The sequence below is a fragment of the Streptomyces sp. ActVer genome (assembly GCF_027270795.1).
GTDB classification, from domain to species: domain Bacteria; phylum Actinomycetota; class Actinomycetes; order Streptomycetales; family Streptomycetaceae; genus Streptomyces; species Streptomyces umbrinus_A.
In genome coordinates this window covers 1-17,779 of the sequence record NZ_JAPWHT010000197.1, presented here as the reverse complement: position 1 = coordinate 17,779, position 17,779 = coordinate 1, and the positions used below count along the sequence as shown (strand labels likewise).

General features: G+C 67.8%; 17 protein-coding genes and 7 pseudogenes. 7 read left to right on the top strand and 17 right to left on the bottom strand.

Annotated elements, in window-relative coordinates:
• Positions 1 to 161: pseudogene (locus tag O3Q52_RS28585) on the top strand (sugar phosphate isomerase/epimerase); the annotation flags it as partial.
• A 158-nt stretch (positions 162 to 319) separates the two neighbouring features.
• Here O3Q52_RS28585 and O3Q52_RS28580 read toward each other — a convergent pair.
• Both O3Q52_RS28580 and O3Q52_RS28575 read right to left on the bottom strand, forming a co-directional pair.
• Complete coding sequence (locus O3Q52_RS28580; protein WP_269651576.1) at positions 320 to 730, bottom strand: TetR/AcrR family transcriptional regulator; 411 nt, start codon at positions 728 to 730, stop codon at positions 320 to 322.
• 67 nt (positions 731 to 797) lie between these two features.
• Positions 798 to 905: pseudogene (locus tag O3Q52_RS28575) on the bottom strand (transcriptional regulator); the annotation flags it as partial.
• Positions 906 to 1,029: 124 nt separating this feature from the next.
• Between O3Q52_RS28575 and O3Q52_RS28570 the strand changes: the two are divergent.
• Positions 1,030 to 1,773: an SDR family oxidoreductase gene (locus O3Q52_RS28570; RefSeq protein ID WP_269651575.1), complete on the top strand. Its 744-nt coding sequence runs from the start codon at positions 1,030 to 1,032 to the stop codon at positions 1,771 to 1,773.
• A 34-nt stretch (positions 1,774 to 1,807) separates the two neighbouring features.
• A complete protein-coding gene (locus tag O3Q52_RS28565) occupies positions 1,808 to 2,233 on the top strand; it encodes a nuclear transport factor 2 family protein (protein WP_269651574.1) in 426 nt (141 codons plus the stop codon).
• Between the two features lie 14 nt (positions 2,234 to 2,247).
• Here O3Q52_RS28565 and O3Q52_RS28560 read toward each other — a convergent pair whose 3' ends face one another.
• Positions 2,248 to 2,835 (bottom strand): adenylate kinase, encoded by a 588-nt coding sequence (locus O3Q52_RS28560; RefSeq protein ID WP_269651573.1) that lies wholly within the window; start codon positions 2,833 to 2,835, stop codon positions 2,248 to 2,250.
• A 107-nt stretch (positions 2,836 to 2,942) separates the two neighbouring features.
• Positions 2,943 to 3,302 carry a hypothetical protein gene (locus O3Q52_RS28555; protein WP_269651572.1) on the bottom strand — a complete coding sequence of 120 codons (360 nt, stop codon included), beginning with the start codon at positions 3,300 to 3,302 and terminating at the stop codon, positions 2,943 to 2,945.
• A gap of 581 nt (positions 3,303 to 3,883) precedes the next feature.
• On the opposite strand from O3Q52_RS28555, the gene O3Q52_RS28550 reads away from it, so the two are divergent.
• On the top strand, positions 3,884 to 4,135 hold the full coding sequence (locus O3Q52_RS28550) for a hypothetical protein (protein ID WP_269651571.1): 252 nt from the start codon (positions 3,884 to 3,886) through the stop codon (positions 4,133 to 4,135).
• Positions 4,136 to 4,250: 115 nt separating this feature from the next.
• Here the strand turns inward: O3Q52_RS28550 and O3Q52_RS28545 are convergent, their stop codons facing one another.
• A complete protein-coding gene (locus O3Q52_RS28545; protein WP_269651570.1) occupies positions 4,251 to 4,916 on the bottom strand; it encodes a TetR/AcrR family transcriptional regulator in 666 nt (221 codons plus the stop codon).
• 109 nt (positions 4,917 to 5,025) lie between these two features.
• On the opposite strand from O3Q52_RS28545, the gene O3Q52_RS28540 reads away from it, so the two are divergent.
• Positions 5,026 to 5,973, top strand: a complete 948-nt coding sequence (locus tag O3Q52_RS28540) for an SDR family NAD(P)-dependent oxidoreductase (RefSeq protein ID WP_269651569.1) — start codon at positions 5,026 to 5,028, stop codon at positions 5,971 to 5,973.
• Here O3Q52_RS28540 and O3Q52_RS28535 read toward each other — a convergent pair.
• From O3Q52_RS28535 to O3Q52_RS28490, 10 genes and pseudogenes are all read right to left on the bottom strand, one after another.
• A pseudogene (locus tag O3Q52_RS28535) lies at positions 5,925 to 6,188 on the bottom strand (VOC family protein); the annotation flags it as partial. The gene O3Q52_RS28540 and the pseudogene O3Q52_RS28535 overlap by 49 nt on opposite strands.
• A gap of 630 nt (positions 6,189 to 6,818) precedes the next feature.
• Positions 6,819 to 7,190, bottom strand: coding sequence for a fic family toxin-antitoxin system, toxin component (locus O3Q52_RS28530; protein WP_269651568.1), 372 nt, complete (start codon positions 7,188 to 7,190; stop codon positions 6,819 to 6,821).
• Positions 7,187 to 7,444: a hypothetical protein gene (locus O3Q52_RS28525; protein WP_269651567.1), complete on the bottom strand. Its 258-nt coding sequence runs from the start codon at positions 7,442 to 7,444 to the stop codon at positions 7,187 to 7,189. The genes O3Q52_RS28530 and O3Q52_RS28525 overlap by 4 nt, the downstream gene beginning before the upstream one ends.
• 327 nt (positions 7,445 to 7,771) lie before the next feature.
• Positions 7,772 to 8,249: pseudogene (locus tag O3Q52_RS28520) on the bottom strand (FAD-dependent oxidoreductase); the annotation flags it as partial.
• Positions 8,250 to 8,415: 166 nt separating this feature from the next.
• Positions 8,416 to 8,634 (bottom strand): annotated as a pseudogene (locus tag O3Q52_RS28515) (PucR family transcriptional regulator); the annotation flags it as partial.
• Positions 8,635 to 9,417: 783 nt separating this feature from the next.
• Positions 9,418 to 10,106, bottom strand: a pseudogene (gene npdG / locus O3Q52_RS28510) (NADPH-dependent F420 reductase).
• A gap of 46 nt (positions 10,107 to 10,152) precedes the next feature.
• Positions 10,153 to 10,803 carry a 2-phospho-L-lactate guanylyltransferase gene (gene cofC, locus O3Q52_RS28505; protein WP_269651566.1) on the bottom strand — a complete coding sequence of 217 codons (651 nt, stop codon included), beginning with the start codon at positions 10,801 to 10,803 and terminating at the stop codon, positions 10,153 to 10,155.
• 5 nt (positions 10,804 to 10,808) lie between these two features.
• Positions 10,809 to 13,442: a bifunctional FO biosynthesis protein CofGH gene (locus O3Q52_RS28500; RefSeq protein ID WP_269651565.1), complete on the bottom strand. Its 2,634-nt coding sequence runs from the start codon at positions 13,440 to 13,442 to the stop codon at positions 10,809 to 10,811.
• A gap of 295 nt (positions 13,443 to 13,737) precedes the next feature.
• Positions 13,738 to 14,211 (bottom strand): nitroreductase family deazaflavin-dependent oxidoreductase, encoded by a 474-nt coding sequence (locus O3Q52_RS28495; RefSeq protein WP_269651564.1) that lies wholly within the window; start codon positions 14,209 to 14,211, stop codon positions 13,738 to 13,740.
• Positions 14,212 to 14,252: 41 nt separating this feature from the next.
• Positions 14,253 to 14,441 (bottom strand): annotated as a pseudogene (locus O3Q52_RS28490) (IS5/IS1182 family transposase); the annotation flags it as partial.
• Positions 14,442 to 14,709: 268 nt separating this feature from the next.
• Here O3Q52_RS28490 and O3Q52_RS28485 point away from each other — a divergent pair.
• Positions 14,710 to 15,291, top strand: coding sequence for a TetR/AcrR family transcriptional regulator (locus O3Q52_RS28485; protein ID WP_269651563.1), 582 nt, complete (start codon positions 14,710 to 14,712; stop codon positions 15,289 to 15,291).
• 230 nt (positions 15,292 to 15,521) lie between these two features.
• Here the strand turns inward: O3Q52_RS28485 and O3Q52_RS28480 are convergent, their stop codons facing one another.
• Positions 15,522 to 16,400, bottom strand: a complete 879-nt coding sequence (locus tag O3Q52_RS28480; protein ID WP_269651562.1) for an NAD(P)H-binding protein — start codon at positions 16,398 to 16,400, stop codon at positions 15,522 to 15,524.
• Positions 16,401 to 16,425: 25 nt separating this feature from the next.
• Positions 16,426 to 16,821 carry a hypothetical protein gene (locus O3Q52_RS28475; protein WP_269651561.1) on the bottom strand — a complete coding sequence of 132 codons (396 nt, stop codon included), beginning with the start codon at positions 16,819 to 16,821 and terminating at the stop codon, positions 16,426 to 16,428.
• Positions 16,822 to 16,954: 133 nt separating this feature from the next.
• Between O3Q52_RS28475 and O3Q52_RS28470 the strand changes: the two genes are divergently transcribed.
• Positions 16,955 to 17,296 (top strand): helix-turn-helix domain-containing protein, encoded by a 342-nt coding sequence (locus O3Q52_RS28470; protein ID WP_269651560.1) that lies wholly within the window; start codon positions 16,955 to 16,957, stop codon positions 17,294 to 17,296.
• Positions 17,297 to 17,779 lie beyond the last annotated feature (483 nt).

Here is a 17,779-nt window from a genome sequence, read left to right as displayed (position 1 = left end):
ACATCGACCAGGGCGAGGTCGACTGGAACGCCTTCTTCGGCACACTCCGCGAACTCAACTTCGACGGAGTCGCCACCGCCTGCGTCTTCGCCTGGGAGGAACGCGCCCACGAGTCCTCGGCCTTCATGCTCGACCGCATCACCAAGGAACTCACCGTGTGACCGACCGCCCCACAAGGCCTACCTGAGACCCCTCCGGGAGCCGGGCGGTGGGCCTCGATGACATCGCTCATCGAGCCCCACCGCCCGGCTCCCCACCCGATCGACGACGGCCTCGGAGTCCTCCGGGAACAGCACGTACGAGGACATCGAGAAGACGATCATCCGACGGGCTCGGCCATGTCGCCGAGCAGACCGACAAGTTGGTGACAGCCGGCCGGAGACCGAACGCCCGTCACAAGGGTGCGACGACGACGAAGGAGCGGCTGTCGCGGTACAAGGTTGTCGCGCATGCTCAGGTAGAAGGACCGGGTGCGTCTCTCGAGTTCCGGACTGCGCAGTGCCTCGCCACACACCTGGATCGCGATGCGGCTCAGATCGTACGGCTGTCCCTCGCCCCGGTCGCGGGCCTCGGCCGCCATCGCCTCAAGCACCTCGGACGGCGAAGGGGTGGGATGGCGTTCCAGGAGTCGGTCGAACAGGTCCCGGATCAGGGCCAGGGCCTCGTCCGCGACGGCGTCGATGAGGTCGTCCCTGCTGCGGAAATAGCGGGAGACGGCGCTGGAGGACATGCCGGTCGCGGCGGTCCGCGAACAGCGTGCGTGCCGCGGGGTCGCAGAAGAGGGAGCGGACCATGTGGCGCGGGTCTGTGAGCGGGGAAAGCAGTGCGGCGGCCGGCCCATTCGATGCGAGAACGTCCAGACGGCGGTTGACCACATAGGCGACGGCCGCCGGGAAGCCGTCCATCAGCCGCTGCAGCTCTGAGTGCGGCACCCAGGAAGCCCCTTCCTGCCGCTTGCGCGGGATCAGGCACATGCTGACGAAAGCGAACGGCCCACGTCGAGGCCGTCGATTCCACGAAGGAACGATCATGACGCAGCCGTCCACCACGGACGTACCTAAGACAGTGCTGATCACCGGGGCCGGCAGCGGCATCGGCGAGGCCACTGCCAGACGCTTGGCAGCCGCCGGGCACCCGGTGGTTCTCGGCGCCCGACGAACCGAGCGGTTGGCCACCCTCGCCAAGGAGATCGAAGCCGTCGGCGGCAGCGCCCTCCCCCACAGCCTGGACGTGACCGACCCGCTCAGTGTGCGGTCCTTCGTCGCGGCCGCCCACGAGCGGTACGGTCGCGTCGACGTCCTGGTCAACAACGCCGGAGTGATGCCCCTGTCCCGCATGGACGCGCTCCGGACCGACGAGTGGGACCGCATGATCGACGTCAACCTGCGCGGAGTCCTGCACGGCATCGCCGCCGTCCTGCCGATCATGCGGACCCAGGGCGCCGGACACATCGTGAACATCGCCTCCGTGTCAGGACTGCGGGTCGACCCGACCGCCGCCGTCTACAGCGCCACCAAACACGCGGTCCGCGCCCTGTCGGAGGGCCTGCGCCAGGAGAGCCGCGAGCTCCGGGTCACCGTGATCAGCCCCGGCCTGACCCGAAGTGAGCTGGCCGACACCATCAACGACCAGGACACCAAGGACGCGGTCACCGGCCAGATGGGCATCGCCATCCCCGCCGCCGGGATCGGCGAAGCGGTCCACTACGCCATCTCCCAGCCCGCCGACGTCGACGTCAACGAACTCGTCGTCCGCCCCACCGCCCAAGGGTGAGCCGGACGCTTCCCGGCACAGAAGGGCAACCACAATGGTCACGGAAGACCAGGTACGCACCTGGATGGAGAGTTACGTACAGGCCTGGACCACCAACAGCAAGAAAGACATCACCGACCTGTTCACGCCGCAGGCCGAGTACCACGAGTGGCCGTACGAGACCGACTGGATCGGCCGCGACGCGATCATCAAGGGCTGGCAGAGCCGCGCACCGTGGCAGAAGGGCGGCTGGGACTTCGACTGGTCCATCCTCACCGTCAACGGTGACACAGCAGCGATCGAAGGTACCGGCCGCTACAAAGAGCTGGGCACCTTCGCCAACCTCTGGACGGTGACGTTCGACAAGAGCGGCAAGTGCACCGTGTTTCGCATGTGGAACAACGAGATCCGACCTGCACGAGCCCCTGCCAACTCAGCGCCACAGGTCACAGAGCAGGCCGATCCCTGCCGGGACATGTGAAGGGTGAACCCGTGTCAAGGCCGCGCACCACCCTCGCCCTGACTCGCTACGAGGCCCCGTTCCTCCAAGGCCGTCAGCACCCGCTCGCCGATCTGCTCGGCGGAGCCGACGGCATGGATCGTCAGCAGTCTGGTGGCGTAGTAGGCGAGGAGCGGGGCGGTCTGGTTGCGGTAAACCTGTTGCCGGTTCCGGATGACCTGCTCGGTGTCGTCCGCGCGGCCGCGGCTCAACAGCCTGCTCACCACGACGTCTTCGGGGGCGGTGAACTCCAGGACAGCGTCGATCCCGCCCTCCACATCGGGGAGCATCGACTCAAGTTCCTCCGCTTGTTGCACGGTTCGTGGGAAGCCGTCGAGGAGGAAGCCCCGCTGCGCGTCCGATTCCGCCAGCCGTCGGCGGATCATCTCGCCCGCGATGTGATCGGGGACCAGTTCACCCGTGTCGAGATACCGCTGGGCGTCCTGCCCCAGTGCTGTCCGACGGCTGACGTGTTCGCGGAACAGATCGCCGGTGGAGATGTGAGGGATACCGAAATCCTTGCGGAGGATCGTCGCCTGGGTGCCCTTGCCTGCGCCAGGAGGGCCGATGAGCACAAGTCGCATCTGCGTACGGAACCTTCCGATCAAGCCGCATCCATGACGTGCCGGAACGGCGTCGCTCCTGCCCAGTGGGGCGGGTTCCATAGTCAACAGGCCCGGCCTGTAAGCGTCTACACCGTCCCGCTCGCTGTCTCCTCCTCCGCAACCCGATAGTCACCGGGCTTGAATCGCTTCGTCTGCCACCCGTAGGAGACAGTCGCACCCGGCCACAGCGTGTCGATGCGGCCGTCCGCTGACTGGTACCAGCTGCGGCAACCGCCGGACACCCAGACGGTCTTCCTCATCGACCGCTGAGTCTTTCCGTAGGCGCTCGCCTGAACCTCCGGGCGCAGTTCGAGAGCCCCTGTCCCCTTCGCGCGCGCGTGCTTGATGGCGCCGACGATGTAGCGGGTCTGGGCCTCGATCATGAACACCACCGAGTTGTGCCCGAGTGCGGTGTTCGGGCCCAGCATCATGAAGAAGTTCGGCAACGCCGCGGTCGCGATGCCGAGCTTGGTGGCGGCGCCGTCCCATGACGATCGTGTCGCCCCGGCGCGGTGAGCCGTCCGCCGCGACGACCGCGCCCGTCGTGATCTCGCGCAGGCCGGTCGTGACCAGTTCGACGTTGCTGCGCTGAAGCGCGGGGAACCAGTCGTCCGAAACGAGCCGGCGCTTGCACCCGGGGGCGCAGTCGGGCGTCGGCACTGCCCTCATCGTCTCATCGGATACGGACTCCTTGAGGAAGTCCAGTGCTCGCTGCCGGTGGCACTCGACGACCTTGGGGTCTCCGTGGAACCCCCGGGCCAGTGTCTCGAACTCCCAGTACGTCGCCCAGCGTCGCAGCCGCTGTACGAGGGGCAGCCGACCGTAGAGACGGCGCCGACGCGGAGGGATCTCCCCATCGCCGCGAGGCGTCACCCAGTGTGGTGTCAGCTGGAACACGTAGAGCTTTTCGGCCTGTTCGGCCAGGTGGGGAACGAACTGAACCACGCTCGCACCCGTTCCGATCACCGCGACATGACGTCCGGCGAAGTCGTGGTCGCGGTCCCGCACCAAGCCGCAGGCGAAGGCGGTGCAGGAGCTGGCGGCCGTGCTCGGCGTCGACGTGCTGCAGCTGCTGGCACCCGGAACACCGGTCACGCTCGTCACGCCGCGCGCACCTGAGGCTGCCCCCAGGACGACGTCACTGCCGCGCTGGGCATCAGCCGCAGTCTCTACGCCGCCGTCGAGCAGGGTAAGCGTGCCCGAAACGGCCGCGCTCGCCGCGGCCCTGCACACCTCGGTCGACCAGGTCCGCCGGGCGCTGCCGCCGTCGCCGGCGTGACGGCTCAGCCGCCGGGCCCGAGGAAGAGTCGGCGGCCCGAGCTTGGGCGCCCCGGCCCCTCCACCGTCCGAGCGCGAGAAGTACAGAGGTTCTGGCCTGTCCGGTGCAACGCAGGTCAGCAGCGGGGTAGCACGCCCAGGAGGGCTGCGGTCAGGGCCAGCTTCAGGGAGTCCTTCAGCTCCAGGTGGAAGCGGGCCAGGTCGGGCTCGGCCTGGTAGGCCGCCTGCAGGCTGGGTGGGGGTGTGCTGTACGCCGACAGCGCGCCGGCCATGACCATGGTTTGCAGGCTGAACAGTGTCGCGTTCTCGCCCAGCTCCGGCAGGTACTTCTGGATCAGGGCGGTCATGGTTGTCAGGCGGTCCAGGGAGGCGCGCTTGTAGCGTGCCACGACCTCGACGGAGACGTTGTGTTCCAGGACGCTGCCCTGTGCGCCGAAGAGGTCGCACAGCACCACTCGGCCGGAGAGTGAGCGGCTGAGGATCTCGGCCACCGCTGCCGCCCGCTCGGCCATGGGTAGCTCTTCGTCGATGCCGGCGGCCAACTCGTCTGCCAGTTCCGTCAGCCACTCCTGCAGGAACTGGTCCAGCAGTTCCAGCAGCACCGCCTCGCGAGACTCGAAGTAGCGCAGCACGTTCGGCTTCGCCAGGCCTACCCGGCGGCTGAGCTCGTTCAGAGTGACCGCAGCCACGGGCATCTCGTCGAGCATCGCCGACGCCATGTCGAGGATCGCCCGTCGGCGGATCTCCCGCTGCTCTTCGGTTCGCGCCCGCTGGAAAGTCACGATCACCAGCCTAACTTAGGTACCTTCGGTACGTTGACAACATACCGAAAGTACTTTAACGTCGTCGACACAAGATACCTTCGGTACGTTAGTTGATTGGGAGCCTGGCATGAGCGAGAAGTGGACGACGGAGAACATTCCGGACCAGCGCGGGCGGGTGGCCGTGGTGACCGGGGCCAACACCGGACTGGGGTACGAGACCGCCAAGGCGCTCGCCGAGCGCGGGGCGTCCGTGGTGCTCGCCGTGCGCAACGTCGAGAAGGGCGAGCAGGCCGCGGCCCGCATGACCGGCGACGTGACCGTGCAGGCGCTGGACCTGACCTCGCTCGACTCCGTCCGGAGGGCGGCGGCGGCGCTGCGGTCCCGGCTCGACCGAATCGACCTGCTGATCAACAACGCCGGCGTGATGTACACCCCGAAGCAGACCACCCGGGACGGCTTCGAGATGCAGTTCGGCACCAACCACCTCGGCCACTTCGCGCTCACCGGGCTGCTGCTGGACCTGATGCTGCCGGTGCCCGGCTCGCGCGTGGTGACGGTCACCAGCACCGGCCGCCGCATCCGGGCCGCGATCCACTTCGACGACCTGCAGTGGGAGCGGTCGTACGGCCGGGTCGGCGCCTATGGTCAGTCCAAGCTGGCCAACCTGATGTTCACGTACGAGCTGCAGCGCCGACTCTCCACGCACGGCACCACCGTCGCGTTGGCCGCACACCCCGGCATGTCCAGCACCGAGCTCGCCCGCAACACCCCCGCGGCCCTCCGGCTTCCGCTCACCTGGCTCGCGCCGCTGATCACCCAGACGCCGACGATGGGCGCGCTGCCGACCCTGCGCGCCGCCACCGACCCCGCCGCGCTCGGCGGCCAGTACTACGGTCCCGGCGGACGCAACGAGGTCATGGGCCACCCCCGGCTGGTCACCTCCAGCCCACAGTCGTATGAGGCAGCCGTCCAGCAGCGGCTGTGGGCCGTCTCCGAAGACCTCACCGGGGTGAAGTTCCCCGTCGTTCAGTCCAAGCAGAACTCGATTCCCTTCGGGTCAGCCATCACGATGTAGCTTGCGCCGGCAGGAGGCGTCGGCTCGTCGCGGCGCAAGCGGGTGGCGACGAGACCGACGAGGCGCTCGCACTCCGCTTCGAGCGCGGCCATCCGCTCGTCGCCGTGCACGTCGGGTGCAGTGCGTACGTCAAGGCGCAGGCGGTTGTTGGCTGTCTTGACCTCGGGCACCTGCTGAAAGAAGATCCGAGGACGTACACCCACAGGCGCCTCCAGACGTCCACCCAGACCCCTCATCAGACCGCCTGGTGGCGGCCGGGCTGCTCAAGGGGCGGGGCCGACAGCGTAGATGCCACCCATGTCCTGGCAGCGGTTGAGCCGACTGGGGGTGGCGGGCGAGAGTGTGCGGGCTGCGCTGGAGGAGATCGCCAAGGCCGATCCCAACTGACTGCTGCCGCTGATCCAGCCCGACTGGGCCAAACGATACGGCCGGAAAGTCGAGATCGGGAAAGTTGCTGTGTGAACGTGCCGAGGAGTTCGGCGGGGGCGGGCAGAAACTTCTCGCCGCGGCCCGGCCGTCCGATGCCCACACCCCGTCTGCGGATATTGCGACAGGGAGATCCTGCGACAGGTCTGAATCCACCAGTGCTACTGGGATCGCGAGGGACAACTGCGCCGGCGGGAGGGCACGGCTCGAACCGGGAAGGCACACCCCGGCGCTCACGGAGGAATCGAACAGCTCCGGTACCCACTGCGACGGCTCCCCGCGATTGCTGCCAGACCCCGAATAGCGCCGCCTTGGCCACCGAACTCAGGTGGGCGGCTCGCTGCGCACCCGGGGGCCACCCTTCTCCACCGGCTCCAGAAGCTGCGGGCGATCTGAGGCGATCACCATCCGGTTCGGACTCAGGGCTTCCAGGTGCGCAGGAAGGAGGCGATCCGGGCGGCGGTGCAGCGCGGGTTGTTCAGCTCGTGGGCGAGTGCGGTGAGCTGTTCGCGGGTGGGGTTGACGGGGATGTTGCTGGCCTCGAGATACATGACTGCGGCGGCGCAGGCGACGGTGAGGTTGGAGCGCTCCAGCCAGCGGCATCGGCCCAGGGTGTGCACCAGGGCGGCGGCGCGGGAGTAGGCGCCGTCGTAGACGGGTGTGCCGAGGAGTTCGCCGCGGTGGCGGGCGACGGCGGCGATGGGGACGCCGTAGTCGTCGGCGGCCGGGTCGCGGTGGCCGGCCCGTTCCGCCACTTCGAAGATCCAGGATTCGTCGACGTGCAGGATCACGCGGCGGCGCCCGGCTGCGGCTCGGCGTACGGAGCGTCGAGCTGCTGCTCCAGCTCGTCGAGGAACATGCCGTGCTCGTCGATGAGGCGCTGGGCCGCGGCCATACCGGCGGCGCGGGCACCGGTGGTGTCCTCGATGATGAGCCGCTCCACGTACTTGTTGAAGTCCAGCCGGCGGGCGGCCGCGGCAGCCTTGCCGGCCGCGAGCACATCCTCTTCAAGCCGGACCTGCGTCTGCTTCTTCCCGGAAGTCACACCAACATGGTAGCAGGGTGGTAGCAAGCGGGTGGCGGGAGGCGGGATCCAACCCGCCTGTCCGTTCCCTGTCTGTCTGCGCTTTCCCGCCGAGTCTGCAGAGTGAAGTGAACGGGTCCGGGACGGCCTGCGCAGCCAGTTGCTTCACCGTCCCGCGGGGAGGATCGGACCAGTGGCGGTAGCGGGTTGAGGGTTGCGCTCGGTGCAGGCATCCGTGCGTTCGTCCAGCGGTGGGTTTGCCGGAAGGGGCCGCGGCAGTGCCGCACTGTCCCGTGAAGCCGTGGCGAGCTGTTGGTTGATGCTGGGGCTCTCGCGCTTGACAGGCAGTCAGGATTGCTGGACATGACCGAAGAGGGCAAGGGCTTCGGCGGGGTCCGGGCTCACAAGGCGTTCCAGACCGGCCGTCGTGAACTTCGCCCATCTGCCGGCCCGTGCCCACATCTGCTCCTCGAAGGCGCTGACGGCCTCGTCCAGATGTCCAGGACCGGGGGCGGCGGCGATGGACTCGGCGAGTTCGGCGCCTTCCAGCATCGCGAGGTTCGCACCCGCCCCCCAAGGGGGGCATCAGATGGGCGGCGTCGCCCAGTAGCGTCACCCCGCGGACGTGGGTCCAGGTGTGGGACACGGGCAGGACGTAGAGGGGGCGGTGGACGAACACGGTGCCGTGGCGGAGGAGGTCGAGGACGGGAGCGGCCCAGCCGTCGAACAGAGCCGGCAGGCTCGATCGCACGGCCTCGACGTCGTCCAGGGCAAGGTCCGTGCGCCAGTCCAGCGGCGCGCGGAACTGGACGTACACCTTGACGTGGTCGCGTCATCTGAAAGATCCCCTCGCCCCACACCGAGATCATCACGACACGAGGCGAGACACGGAACCCAGTTCCAGACACGCCCTAGTTTGATGTGTCCGGCGAGGTGAAAGACGGCCTGTTCGACTGCCGAACCGACCACCTGCGCCGACTCTCTATCCGCGGTCAGCGCCGCCCACCCAGGATGATCTTCCAGACGCGCGTTGCCACCTGCAGATTGAGCCGGGTGTCCACATCCGCCAAATCGCGGTCGCTGATCTCACGGATGCGCTGCAGCCGGTAGCGCAGGGTGCTGCGGTGGACCGTCAGCGCGGCGGCCGCATCGTCGTAGTTGCCTCCGCAGTCGAAGTAGCGCGAGAGCGTCTCCACCAACTCCGTGTCGTGCCCCGCGTCTGTAGGGTCTCGCCTCTTGTGGCACAGGACCTGCTCGCCGACCAGCCGTTCCTTCGGCTGTCTCAGACCGAGGGCACCGCTGCTCAGTCTCACGCACGTGGCACTTCCTCGTGTCGTCGATCGACGGATCGGGCTCGGCAGGCCTTGGCGCCACGACGCCGAGTGGGCCCAGGGCATCCCTGAGCCGGCGTTGACGCGCAAGGCTGTTGTGAGCGTTTCGGGGTCGGGCTGACGCGGACGGCGCATGCCCTGGGCAAGCGGATCGACCAGTTGCGGCGCACTTGCGGGTGCGCCAGATCGAGCTGAGGTCGGACGGCGATGAGGTGGCCATCTCGGATCTGCGGGCACACCATGCGCTAACCGCTAACCGCTAACCGCTAACCGCTAACCGGAAACCGGAAACCGGAAACCGACAGGTTCCCGAATTCCTGGAGGGGATCGAGCGTGAACCTGTTGGTCCTCTCGGGGCATAGGCGGGGTTGTGCGACGGGTTCAGCGACTTCGCGGGCATTCTCGAGCATCCGGTGTCGGCGGCTGATGCGCCGTCAACGGCGAACTGACCAGCCGGAATGGTGAAGCCCACTGAAGTACTAACAGCCCAGCGAGCGGCGCCGCCAGTAGACGAACCTCTCCAGTGGGTCGCTTCCGTGCTCGCCCACCAGCAGGCCACTGCCCTGAGCACAGGACGACAGAAGGCCAAGCCTTACGCCGTTGCGCTCCTCGACGCCCTACCGCGGGCGGAGCGGCGCGCGGCTGCCTACGATCCGGCAGATGTCACAGGTCCGTGATACGGATCCCGGCGTGCGCCTTGTAGCGGCGGTTCACCGAGATGAGATTGGCCACGAGGGCCTCGACCTGGTGGGCGTTGCGCAGTCTGCCGGCGTAGATGCCACGCATGCCGGGGATGCGGTCGATGAGTGCCTGCACGGTGTCTGTGTCGGCGCGGTCATCCCCGAGGACCAGGACATCGGTCTCGATCGACTCGATTCCGGGGTCGGTCAGCAATGTGGCTGACAGGTGGTGGAACGCGGCCGTGAGCCGGGCTTCCGGTAGGAGAGCGGCGGCCTGCTCGGCAGCGTTGCCCTCGTCGGGGCGGAGGGCGTGGGCCCCCTGGAGTCGAAGCCGAGAGGGTTGACGGAGTCGATGACGAGTTTGCCCGCCAGGTCCTCGCGCAGTTCCTTGAGGGTGGCCGCGTGTCCCTCCCAGGGCACGGTGACGATCACGATGTCGCTGTGCCGCGCGACCTCGCGGTTGGAGTGCCCGGTGACGTTGAAACCGAGTTCGGAGGCCGTACCTCGGGCGCGCTCGGGTAGCCGGGAGCCGATGGCGACCGGTTGTCCGGTGCGGGCGAGGCGGTAGGCGAGGCCACGGCCCTGAGGCCCGGTACCTCCGATGATGCCGACGGTCTGCTGGGCGATGTCGAGGGTCTCGGAGCCTGCTCGTACCTGCTGGGGTGCGGTGATCGGGGTGTCGGTGGAGCTCACGGTTCGTATTCCTTTCCGGGTGGGTCTAGCGGTGGGGCATCGAGGGAAGCTGGACGGCCGACTCGAAGACGGCGCGGGTGTATCGGCCGACACCGAGTCGGTGGGCGAGCCGGAGATCGTCGAGAGTGTCGACGTCAAGACGGACGCTGGGCGCCTGCAGGTCGGTGATCTCGACTGCCCCGCCGCGTCGGTGACGGCGGCGGGAGCCTTGCTCAAAGGCGGGGTTCAGCCATCGCGGGCGGCTTGCCGAGAGCAGAGTGGTGCCCTCTCCCCTGTGATCCGCGAGGAACGCCTGGTCGTGGGTGGCCGCCGATGCCAGAACGTCGTTCAGCTCGGTGCTCCGCAAGGCCGGCAGATCGGCGGTAAGAACAGCGATGGGACGCCTCCCGGCCAGCGTGTCCGCGTAGGAGGCCGCCATACGGATCGCTGCGTTGAGTCCGTATGACGGGTCGTGGACGACCGTGGCTCCTTGGGAGCGTGCCTCGGCGCCCGCTTCCCGATCGCCAGTCACGACGATGACGTGAGCGACGTCGGCGGTGCCGAGCACGGCTTCCAGGGTGTCTCGGAAGAAGGCGTGCGCGAGCTTCTCGCGTGATGTTCCGGGCCAGGCGGCCAGGCGGCTCTTGGCTCGGTGAAAGGGCTTGACCGGCAGCACAATCGTCCAGTTGACAGCCATGGCGTTCACTCCGTCTGCGGGGCACTGGGCGTCACAGGGTCCGAGGTGGCGTCCGTCAACGGCAGCAGCTCCGGCAAATGGCCGTCGGAGGCCTCCGCCGCTCGCTGCCGTTCCTGAGGTACCTCGCCGTAGAGCGTGGTGCGGGGTTTCGCTGGGCGGTCGGCCGCCTCGGCCACGGCCACCAGGTCGCGGACCGACTTGTACGAGCCGTACGACGAACCCGCCATCCGCGAGATCGTCTCCTCCATCAGCGTGCCGCCGAGATCGTTCGCCCCTGAGCGGAGCATCTCCGCCGCGCCCTCCGTACCCAGCTTGACCCAGCTGGTCTGGATGTTCGGGATCCAGGGGTGGAGCAGCAGGCGGGCCATCGCCGTCACCGCCCTGTTGTCCCGCATGGACGGGCCGGGGCGGGCGATGCCGGCCAGGTACACCGGGGCGTTGGTGTGGATGAAGGGGAGCGTCACGAACTCCGTGAAGCCGCCGGTGCGTTGCTGGATTCCGGCCAGCGTGCGCAGGTGGCCCAGCCAGTGGCGTGGCTGGTCCACATGGCCGTACATCATCGTCGAGGAGGACCTGATGCCGACCTCGTGCGCGGCCTCGATCACCTCGATCCAGGTCGCCGTCGGCAGCTTGCCCTTGGTCAGCACCCAGCGGACCTCGTCGTCGAGGATCTCGGCGGCCGTGCCGGGGATGGAGCCGAGGCCGGCCTCCTTGGCCGTCGTCAGCCACTCGCGGATGGACATGCCGGTGCGGGTCGCACCGTTGACGACCTCCATCGGGGAGAAGGCGTGGACGTGCATGCCGGGCACCCGCTCCTTCACCGCGCGGGCGATGTCGAAGTACGCCGTCCCCGGCAGGTCCGGGTGGATTCCGCCCTGCATGCAGACCTCCACCGCGCCGACCTCCCAGGCCTGCTGGGCCCGGTCGGCCACCTGGTCCAGGGACAGGGTGTAGGAGTCGGCGTCCGTGCGCCGCTGGGCGAAGGCGCAGAAACGGCAGCCCGTGTAGCAGACGTTGGTGAAGTTGATGTTCCGCGTGACGATGTACGTCACGTCGTTGCCGACCACCGACTTGCGGACGTCGTCGGCGATCCCGGTCAGCGCGTCCAGGGCAGGCCCGTCGGCGTACAGCAGCGCGAGGGCCTCCGCGTCGGTCAGCTTCGTGGGGTCGTCTGCGGCTGTACGCAGCGCGTCCCGTACGTCCGTGTCGATGCGCTCGGGCACCATGCCGGGGGCGGCCGCCTCGCGCAGGGCGCCCCAGTCGCCGTAGACCTCGTCGAAGTCGTCGCGGCGGTCGGACGTACGGCCCTCGGTGTCGATCGTGGCGTGCAGATCCGTACGGCCGGACGGGACGAAGACCTCCTCAGGTTCCTGCCAGGGCAGCCCCTGCGGGAGGGCGTCGGGGCGTGCGAGGCCCGTCTCCGGGTTCGCCAGCGCCGCCACGTGCGGCCGCAGCCGCGGGTCCAGCCAGGGCTCGCCGCGCTGCACGAACTCGGGGTACACGCAGAGACGTTCCCGCAGCTCGAAGCCGGCGGCGCGCGAGCGTTCCGTGAGCTCCTCGATCTGCGGCCACGGGCGCTCGGGGTTCACATGGTCGATGGTGAGCGGGCTGACCCCGCCCCAGTCGTCGATCCCCGCCCCGATCAGGCGCTCGTACTCGCTGTCGACGAGGTTCGGCGGTGCCTGGATGTTGGCGGCCGGGCCCATGATGAGACGGGCGACGGCGACGGCGGCGACCAGTTCGTCCAGCTCCGCGTCCGGCATGCCGCCCATCGCGGTGTCCGGCTTGGCGCGGAAGTTCTGGATGATCAGCTCCTGGACGCTGTGATACGCCCGTGCCGTGCGCCGGAGCCCGAAGAGGGACTCGGCGCGCTCCTCGTACGTCTCCCCGATCCCGATGAGGATGCCGCTCGTGAAAGGCACCGACGAACGCCCGGCGTCCTCCAGCACCCGCAGCCGTACGGCGGGTTCCTTGTCCGGGGAGCCGTGGTGCGGTCCGCCGGGCTCGGACCAGAGCCGCTCGGCGGTCGTCTCCAGCATCATCCCCATGCTCGGCGCGACGGGCTTCAGCCGCTGGAAGTCGGTCCAGGACAGCACGCCCGGGTTGAGGTGGGGCAGCAGGCCCGTCTCCTCCAGGATGCGGATGGAGATGGCCCGGACATAGGCGATGGTGTCGTCGTAGCCATGGGCGTCCAGCCACTCCCTGGCCTCCGGCCAGCGGTCCTCGGGCTTGTCACCGAGGGTGATCAGGGCTTCCTTGCAGCCGAGCGCGGCGCCCTTGCGGGCCACGTCCAGGACCTCGTCGGGGGACATGAACATGCCGTGGCCGGCCCGGCGGAGCTTGCCGGGCACGGTCACGAAGGTGCAGTAGTGGCACTTGTCCCGGCACAGCCGGGTGAGGGGGATGAAGACGCTCTTCGAGTACGTGATGACACCGGGACGGCCCGCCTGTGTGAGGCCCGCGTCCCTGACCCGGGCGGCGGACGCGGTGAGGTCGTCCAGGGCCGGGCCGCGGGCCTGGAGCAGCACCGCGGCCTCAGAGACGTCGAGGGCGACGCCGTCCCGGGCACGTTTGAGAGCGCGACGCATGGAGTTCTCGGTGGGGCCGGTGGGCGCAGTCGCGCTGTCGGAGTCGGCCATGCTGCTCAAGGGATTCCTCTCGGATGGCATCAGTGGGTGGTGTCAGGCGTGCGCAGCCTGTCCGACGAACCACTGAGAGGGCGGTGCGTGAGTTGATGTCCGTTTCCGGGCGAGGTTGGGGGCAGGGGTCTGGCTGCGCGGCAAGCGGATCGGGCGCGCATCGCCCGCAAGGGCGTCGAGTCCAGCGAACGCTGAGGGCGACGCCGTTGGGTCATCGAGCGGGCGATGTGCGCCACGAGGCGCTCTGTTGGTGAGCGCCATGGCCCCTCTTCGGATCTGAACCAGCTGTGCCGCGTCAGTGCTCCTGGGCAGCCGGCTCCACAACAAAGACCGGGATCTCCCGGTCCGTCTTCTTCTGGTAGTCGGCATAGTCCGGGAACGCCTCGACGGCGCGAGCCCACCAGACGGTCTTCTCGTCCCCGGTCACCTCGCGTGCCACCATGTCCTGGCGCACCGGGCCGTCCTGAAGCTCCACCCGGGGGTCGGCCACCACGTTGTGGTACCAGACCGGATGCTTGGGGGCTCCTCCCATGGAGGCGACGGCGACGTAGGAGCCGTCGTGCTCCACCCGCATGACCGGGGACTTGCGGATCTTGCCGCTCTTCGCGCCCACGGTGGTCAGGATGACGACAGGCAGGTCCCGCCCCGCCTCCGGACCCATCAGCTCGTTCAGCGTCAACCCTTCCGTACCACCAGAGCTTTCGTACAGCTCCACCTGGTCACGTACCGGTTGCATCGCGCTCGGCTCATACTCGCCTTTAAGTGGCATGTCGCTTATCTCCATACTGTCGAAGAGTTTTCGTTTGTACTGGTTCCGATGCCGAAACCGGCCGCGAGCCGGGTGTGTCCGCACCGCAGGTGGGCCAGCACCGGCCGAGCCTGCCGGTCCGCCGGGAGCCGACGCCATCGGGTACTGAGCTCACACCGCCGGGCAGCCGGCAGGCGGGACAGGAACCGAAGGGTCGAGCTGGACAGATCCAGCCCCGGATAGGCAGGCACATGAAGCTCCGGGCGGACCGGTTGCTCTTGGTCGACAACCCATCTACCAGGAGCTTCACCTCTTCCCGCACGCGGCCCCCACACCAACTCACGCCACCGTCAGCCAGGTTGGCAAAGGCCCAGTGGTGCGGAGCGATCCCTTATCCGTGTCACTAGCGTATCGAATATATCTAGAGGTGCAACATTGGAGCATCAATTAATGAGGCACTCGTAGCGTTCACGTATCATCTACAAGGGAGCCGGGTAGCGAACCAGACAGGAGACAGACATGGGCCGAGCACTGCGGGCAGATGCCGAGCGCAGTGTGCGCGCGATCCTGGAGGCGGCCGAGCGGGTCCTCGCCCAGGACGCCGGCGCCTCCATGGAGCAGATCGCCGAAGCGGCGGGGCTGACGAGGATCACGGTGCACCGCCGGTTCGCGAACCGGCAGGCGCTGCTGGAGGCGCTCGCCGTGTCCGCGAAGCAGCAGATCATCGACGCGATCGAGGAAGCCCGGCCCGACTCCGCCCCCGCGCTCGTGGCGCTGTACCGGGTGACCGCGAACGTACTGCGGGTCAAGAACACCTGGCGCTTCACCCTCAGCCACGCCACGGCCCACACCCCCGCCGCCGCGGTCGCCCTCTGGGCCGAGATCGACGCACACACCGTGAAACTCCTGACCCGTGCACGGGGAGAGGGACTGCTCGCTCCGGACGCGGACCTGGAGTGGACACGGCAGGTGTACTACGCCCTCCTCAACGAAGCCCTCAACAGGCCCGGCGCCGATCAGGATCCAGCAGCGCAGGACCCGGACACGCTGGCCGCGCTCGTCATCGACACCCTGCTGCATGGCGCAGGACCGCGAGGCTGAGTCACGGCTGCTTGGCGCATGCCAGGTCCCCTGTCGGCCACCAGCTCGCCCTGATGGAGTGCGCCGTCGATCGAGTTCCTGTGCTCAGGCTCAGGGCCTGCGGCAACGGACGCGGAGACTCCGCCCCGAGTGCCGGACTTCGGCCATCTCCTCAGGTGTCACACCAGCTCAACGACACCCACGAGCAAACGGACCCCCACTCACGAGTGAAGATGACCAAGCCCTACTGGCTACCGGAAAAGTTCTGCGTTTTCCGTGATCCAGTCAGGAACGGAGCGGGGGGGCCGCCCAAGCACGGCCTCGACGGTCGAGGTCGTTTCGGTGCTGGCGCCCGACGCAAAGGCCTCGACGTCGATGCCGAGAAGGATTCCGACGATCATGTCGGGCAGTCCGAGTGACAGCAGCAACGCTCGCTGCTCGTCGGGAGTTCGGTGCGTGTACTTCACCGTGCGCCCGATCGCCAGCGAAAGGTGCTCCGCGATGGCATCCATGCTCAGCCCGCCAGGCCCGGTGAGGTGGTAGGGCCTGCGGACCGAGCCACTCGCTTCGCCGCTCAGGATCAGACGGGTTGCCACATCTGCGACATCGCGCACATCAATGAGGTTCGCGGGCACAGTTCCAGCAGCTCCGCCCCACAGGTTGTTCTTGATGAGCTCCGCCTGGGCGCCGATGACCGCACTGAAGGTCATGGGTCGCAGCAGGCTGTAGCCGATGTCGACCTTGCCGAGGTGGTCCTCTACCTGCAAGTGCCAGTCGATTGGGTGCATGCGGGAAGGCCAGGTCCACGAACTCACCTTCACCACATGCTCGACTCCGGCGTGGGCGGCTGCGTCGATCAGCGCTATCTCCTGATGAGCTTGGTCATCGGAACTGCCCAAGGTGATGACCAGGACGCTTGCGCCGTCAACAGCGGACGCTATCGAGTCGGCGTCCGCGTAATCGATTTGGCGACTCGTGGTCCGGGCACGGGCGGTGTCCAGGTCTGACGGTGTCCGGCTCAGTGAACGTACAGCGGTTCCTGCATTGGAAAGTCCCTCGACGATCACGCGGCCGACCCGTCCTGTCGCGCCGGCGACGGCAACGAGCCCCTGCCTTGATACTTCATTCATATTGGCATCTGCCTTCTTTTAGTAGTTACGGCTCGGGCTGGGCGCGGAGTGCGCCGACACCGGCAACAACGGCTGACATGGCTACCGCTGCCGCGAGGACGCTGGTGCGTGGGGCAATGTCCCGTCGGATTCCCGAAGCGACCAAGGCGACGGCGTCGACCGCATCCACTACGACGTTCAGCTTCAGGTACGCCCGGGGATTGGTGACCGTGTCGAGCCGTAGCAGTCCCAGACCGAGAGCGGCATTGCGGATCGCGAACATCCGCCCGTACGCGACGGCGGGGCTCCCTCGCATCTCCATCCCGAAGACCTGTGCGATGGCGCCGGGAGTTGCCAGGTGGCTGGCGACGACGAACCTGCCGGTGGTCAGCAACTTGAGCCAGACGGACGGCGGTATCGGAGCAGGAGGGGGACTCGCCATGCGAGGGCTCGCTTTCGTCGGGTCGGATGGAGGCGCAAGCACCTCTGCTATGAAAACACTAGTTACCAGGATTAAACAAGTTACTAGTGAGCTGCTACCTTGGTGTCAGCCAGGTTTTGCGGAAGGAGTGGCTGTGACTGACGAAGTCGCCCCGTACTGTCCGTACTTCGGTGCCGCGATGGAGACACTGAGCAAGCGATGGGCCGGGCATGTGCTTCGCGCGCTGGTGCCGGGTCCGATGAGGTTCAACGCGGTGGCGTCGGCCATCCCCTCACTGACCGAGAGCACCTTGTCGCAGCGTTTGAAGGAACTCGAGAGTGCAGGATTGATCGATCGAGCGATCTATAACGAACATCCCGTGCGCGTCGAGTACGCGCTGACCGACAAGGGCCGCGCGCTAGGCGATGTGCTGTTGCAACTGAATGGCTGGGCGCTGGAATGGATCACCCTGGCCGACGGGACGACGTCGCACTGACGACTGGGGCGCCATCGCCGTGATGCGATGCAGGAGCGGAGGGTGGGGCCTCGCTCCGCGTGACCCTCCGCCGGATGCTGGAGGTGTGCTCGTCAGTCAGCCTTTCCCAGCCTCAGGTCCACCCGCTGATCGCGTGCCATATTTGCCTCCCCCCGCCTACGGGGCGATGGGGCCGTTGTTCCTGTCCGGGTGTGCCGACAGGACGTAGCGGGTGGCGGAGACGTTGGACAGGCCGAAGAGGTCCATCAGCCGGACGGGGTCGGCGCTGTGGCGCGCCTCGGGCGCAAGCGTCCTGCGAGCAACCGCGCGGTCCGGCCAGGGACTGAGAGCGTTGTGGCCAACCGAACCGCAGCTCGAAGAGCTGCGGTTCGGTTGGCCACAACGCTCTGAAGCTTCCCCTTGATCATGGACACCTGGAGACTGGGACGTGAGGTTCCAGAGGAAGTAGCACCAGGTGGGAAGCAATTACACGAAGCGGGACAC